Genomic DNA, 4,650 nt, shown 5'->3' with positions numbered 1-4,650 from the left:
CCCGGCCGGGCGGGCCCGCCCCCCGCGGGGGGGGCCGGCCCGGCCACCACTCTTCGAAGGAACGCACCATGACGACTGCAGCCGACGAGACCACCGTCCTCCCGTCGGTCCCACCGACCGGGGGACCTGCCCACGGATCGGCACCGGGGCTGGCCCAGATCGAGGCGCGGGACATCACCGCCTGGTTCGGCGACCGCAAGGTCCTCGACCGGGTCTCGCTGACGATGCCGGCGGGCGGCATCACCGCGCTCATCGGCCCCTCCGGCTGTGGCAAGTCGACGTTCCTGCGCATCCTCAACCGGATGCACGAGCTGGTGCCGTCGGCGCAGCTCGCCGGCGAGGTGCTGCTCGACGGTGAGGACATCTACGACCCGGCCAAGCGGCTGATCGACGCCCGCCGCGCGATCGGCATGGTGTTCCAGAAGCCGAACCCGTTCCCGGCGATGTCGATCCGCGAGAACGTGCTCGCCGGCCTCAAGCTCACCGGCACCAAGGCGTCGCGGTCGACCCGGGAGCACCTCGTCGAGTCCTGCCTGGGCAAGGCCGGGCTCTGGGCGGAGGTCAAGGACCGCCTGGACGCCCCCGGCGGCGGCCTCTCCGGCGGCCAGCAGCAACGTCTCTGCATCGCCCGCTCGCTGGCGATCAAGCCGCGGGTGCTGCTCATGGACGAGCCCTGCTCCGCGCTCGACCCCACCTCGACCCGGGTGATCGAGGAGACCATGAAGGAGCTGGCCCACGAGGTGACGATCGTGATCGTCACCCACAACATGCAGCAGGCCGCCCGGGTCTCCGACACCTGCGCGTTCTTCCTCGCCTCCCAGGGCACCCCCGGCGTCATCGTCGAGCACGGGGATACTGGTGCGATGTTCCAGAGCCCGCAGGACCCGCGCACGAGCGACTACGTGCACGGCCGGTTCGGATGACCGGCTGCGCATGAGTCCTGCCCGTCTTATCGCCTCCTTCGCGTTGGCCCTGCTCCTGGTCACCGGGCTGGGGTACGCCGCATCTCAGACGATCCTCGCGCGCCCCGAGCTGCCCCTCACCCGCTCGTCGGCGTACGTCGACGCCCCGCGTCCTGAGACCAAGATGGCCCGGCAGCAGGGCGCCGCGTCGGCCCCGACGCGGGTCGACCCGCAGTGGGTCGCGGACACCGCCGCGAAGGCCGGCATTCCGGCACCGGCGGTCCGGGCCTACGCGACCGCGCAGCTCTCGGAGCCCGACGGGTGCGACGTCGGCTGGACGACCCTCGCCGGGATCGGCTGGGTGGAGTCCCAGCACGGCACCATCGGCGGGCGCACGCTCGGCGACGACGGGCACGCATCCAGCCCGATCCTCGGCCCGGCGCTGAACGGCCGCGGGCAGGTCGCTGCGATCCCGGCGACTCCCGAGACCAGCGCCTGGCACGGCGACCCGGCGTGGGACCACGCCGTCGGTCCGCTGCAGTTCATCCCCTCCACCTGGGAGACCTGGGGCTCCGACGGCGACGGTGACGGCACCGCCGACCCCAACGACATCGACGACGCTGCTTTCGCCGCCGCCCGCTACCTCTGCGCCGACGGGCACGACCTCGAGACCGGTCAGGGCTGGGCGGACGCGGTGTTCTCCTACAACCATGCCCAGTCCTACGTCGACGCCGTCTACGCGGCCGCCCAGGTCTACGCCGACCGCGCCCGATAGCCGGTGGGTGGCCGGCCTCAGTAGGCGCCGCGGTGGCTCAGCACCGCGCCGAACGTGCGGAGGACGATCGCGAGGTCGAGGCCGAGCGACCAGTTGTCGACGTAGTGCAGGTCGAGCCGCACCGTCTCCTCCCACGACAGGTCGGATCGTCCCGACACCTGCCACAGGCCCGTGATGCCGGGCTTGACGGCCAGCCGGTGGCGGGGGTCGACGTCGTACCGCTCGATCTCACTGGGTAGCGCCGGACGTGGGCCCACCAACGACATCTCGCCCCGCACGACGTTGAGCAGCTGGGGGAGCTCGTCGAGGGAGTAACGGCGCAACCGCTCGCCCACCCTGGTGATCCGCGGATCGCGCTGCATCTTGAACAGCACCCCGTCGCATTCGTTGCGGTCGACGAGCTCGTGACGGAGCTGCTCGGCGTCACTGACCATGGTCCGGAACTTGAACATCGTGAAAGTACGACCGCCGCGGCCGACCCTGGTCTGGCGGAACAGAGCCGGGCCGGGCGAGTCGAGCCGCACGGCCAGGGCCACGGCCGCGAGGACGGGGAGGGTGACGACGAGCGCGGCCACCGCGACCAGGCGTTCGGTGAGCTCCTTGAGCATCCGGAGCTCGACGTGGCGATCGCCGGGTTGTACGTGGAGGATCCCCAGCGTGCCGGCGTTCACCACTCTGGCGCGGGCAGGGACGACGTCCAGGAGACCGGTCGCGACGTAGGCGTCCAGCCCCTCGTTCCGAGCCTGCCAGCAGAGGCGGCGGATCGACACGGGGTCCAGGTCCGGTCCGGGGACGAGCAGCACCGCAGAGGCGCCGGTCGCCAGCGCCGCCTCGACGACCCGCTCGGGTCCGAGCCAGAACGGCGGCGCGTCGGCCTCGGCGAAGCCCGTGCCGGCCGGGTCGATGGACCAGCAGGCCGCGGTCACGGCCCACCGTGGCCCGGTGGCGCGGTCCAGCTCCGCCAGCAGCCGGTGTCCGTCGTCGGCGCCGCCTGCGACCGCGATCCGCAGCGGCACCGCCCTGCGCCGCCGCAGCACGAGCGATGCCCGCGGGAGGAGGCTCGCGAACGTCAGCGTCGCGGTCACCGCGAGCAGCTGGCGCGAGGAGAGGGGGAGGTCGATGAGCGCCCCACCAGCCCAGCAGGCCAGACCGAGGGTCGCGCCGGCCCGCGCCACCGGCCGCACGGTCGGGACGTGACCGCCCACCGACCAGGCCCTGTTGCCCCCGAGGCAGGCCAGCCAGCCGCCGATCAGCGCGGCGGCGGACCAGGGGGCGATGTGCCCGTCCGCCGCCACCCAGGAGACCACCGCGACCGTCGTCAGCGCGACCAGGACATCCACCGGAACCAGGAGCGACCTCACGCCCAGGCCACGGTGCTGCCGAGAGGCCTCGCGACGCGTGCGGGGCGCCGACGCCCCGACCTTGAGGAGGTGATCGACCAGGCCGGCCGCGCCGTCGCTCCGGGTCTCGGGGAGCGCAGGGGTGGCTTCGGGCGCCAGTGTGGTCCACGTTGCCACGGCTCGACTCCTCGTTCGGTGATGGTGCTAGCTCGGTGATCGCTGTGCGGAAACCCTAGGAAGGGTGGGGACCTGCGGCATGCCGCAAATGGGGCAAGAAGAGCGGCGGGATCGGCTCGATCACGCAGGGCTGGCCCGGGGGCACACCTGAGGGCTCATCTGGGTGCTCACCTGGGCGCGGGTCGCCGTCGGCAGCGCCAGCAGCGCAGTGCTGGCGACCCGTATCCGGCCCTCGCGCCCGGGTCCGGGAGCTCTTGGGTCGCGCAGCATCTGACTCCCCCTGTCGGCGACGACATCGGACCCCCGTCGCACCCGTCCGTCGACCGATCGCGGGTCGAGTGCCGGGCCCCGAGGTCACCGCCGGCTCACACCTGCGAACGTTCCTCCAGCGTGTTCGGCTCCCAATATCCGCAGCCGAGGGGCGGGTGAGGGGCCGGCGAGGCACCTATCCCCGAATTTGGGGAGCAGCCGCTCGCCGACCTGGGACCTGACGAAAAGGGTCCCCACGGTGAGCGCTGGGCGAGGGTGATTCATCCCGAAAGTAGGGGAGATCGCCTGCCGGATCCCGCACCCATGCGGGCGGTGATCGATCGTGATGGACATCATGACCGACAAGCACACCGGAGCGCAGGTCGGCGTCCGGGTGCCAGACCCGCGCCGCGAGACGGATGTGTCTGTCCTGCGCATGATGCTGGTGTCGGACCAGGCGCTGGTCGGCGAGGCGGTGGGGGCAGCGCTCGCGAGCAGACGGCTCGTCGTGGGTCAGGCGACATGGGCCCCCGCCGACGGTGGGAGCCAGGCTGTGGAGCACAAGCTCGCAGAGCTCCAACCCGGGGTGGCCCTCCTCATCTGCGAGATCGGTGACTCGGTCCGGCTGGCCGAGGTGGCGGCTCTGGTGCGAGGCTGGGCCGGCCCGTGGGTCGTCCTGACCGGATCCGACCTCGCATCCGACCACGGCGCCCTGCTCGAGGCGGGGGCCTGCCTCGTGTGCCCCAATGCCACGGGTCTGGAGGAGGTGGAGATGCTGCTCGAGCGGGTAGCCCGCGGCGAGCAGGTGCTTCCGGCGGAAGAGCGGTTCGGGCTGATTCGGCAATGGCAGTCGTTCAAGGACGACGAGGCTGGGCTGCCGACCCGGCTGGAACAGCTCTCCGCACGGCAGCGGGAGGTCCTCGGACTGATGCGACGCGGTCGGTCGGCACGGACCATGGCCCACCACCTGGGCGTGTCTGAGTCCACGGTGCGCTCGCACGTACGAGCGGTGCTGTGGAAGCTCGACCTGCGTTCCCAGCTCGCTGCGGTGGCGGCGGTGCAGGCGCTCGACGACCTCCGCGCGGCCGGTCCACGTCGCGAGAGCTAGCCTCGGGACTTCATCGCGCCGTACTCAAGCCCGGCGAGAGGAGATCCCGAGGCGAGAGCGTGTCCCCGTGTCGGTGTCCGGCCCCACCTGCGGCCGGGG

The 4,650-nt window shown here is 72.2% G+C and carries 4 protein-coding genes; 3 read left to right on the top strand and 1 reads right to left on the bottom strand.

Annotated features, from left to right (window positions below; translation table 11 throughout):
• The first annotated feature begins 68 nt into the window (after nucleotides 1-68).
• Both QQZ14_RS00305 and QQZ14_RS00300 read left to right on the top strand, forming a co-directional pair.
• Nucleotides 69-923, top strand: coding sequence for a phosphate ABC transporter ATP-binding protein (locus QQZ14_RS00305; protein WP_284532155.1), 855 nt, complete (start codon nucleotides 69-71; stop codon nucleotides 921-923).
• A gap of 10 nt (nucleotides 924-933) precedes the next feature.
• The gene (locus tag QQZ14_RS00300; protein ID WP_284532154.1) at nucleotides 934-1,677 is read left to right on the top strand and encodes a lytic murein transglycosylase; all 744 of its coding nucleotides are present in this window, start codon (nucleotides 934-936) and stop codon (nucleotides 1,675-1,677) included.
• A 17-nt stretch (nucleotides 1,678-1,694) separates the two neighbouring features.
• On the opposite strand, the gene QQZ14_RS00295 is transcribed toward QQZ14_RS00300, so the two are convergent.
• Nucleotides 1,695-3,194: a sugar transferase gene (locus tag QQZ14_RS00295; RefSeq protein ID WP_284532153.1), complete on the bottom strand. Its 1,500-nt coding sequence runs from the start codon at nucleotides 3,192-3,194 to the stop codon at nucleotides 1,695-1,697.
• 604 nt (nucleotides 3,195-3,798) lie between these two features.
• Here QQZ14_RS00295 and QQZ14_RS00290 point away from each other — a divergent pair.
• Nucleotides 3,799-4,551, top strand: a complete 753-nt coding sequence (locus QQZ14_RS00290; protein WP_284532152.1) for a response regulator transcription factor — start codon at nucleotides 3,799-3,801, stop codon at nucleotides 4,549-4,551.
• The last annotated feature ends 99 nt before the right edge of the window (nucleotides 4,552-4,650 follow it).

This window comes from Nocardioides sp. T2.26MG-1 (assembly GCF_950101795.1).
Lineage (GTDB): Bacteria > Actinomycetota > Actinomycetes > Propionibacteriales > Nocardioidaceae > Nocardioides.
The sequence above is the reverse complement of the archived record's forward strand: the minus strand, read 5'-3'. Positions and strand labels throughout refer to the sequence as shown.

What these genes read in the sequence shown, in the direction of transcription:
- QQZ14_RS00290 (WP_284532152.1), top strand. Translation starts at nt 3,799, where the DNA reads ATGACCGACAAGCACACCGGAGCGCAGGTCGGCGTCCGGGTGCCAGAC.
- QQZ14_RS00300 (WP_284532154.1), top strand. Translation starts at nt 934, where the DNA reads ATGAGTCCTGCCCGTCTTATCGCCTCCTTCGCGTTGGCCCTGCTCCTG.
- QQZ14_RS00305 (WP_284532155.1), top strand. Translation starts at nt 69, where the DNA reads ATGACGACTGCAGCCGACGAGACCACCGTCCTCCCGTCGGTCCCACCG.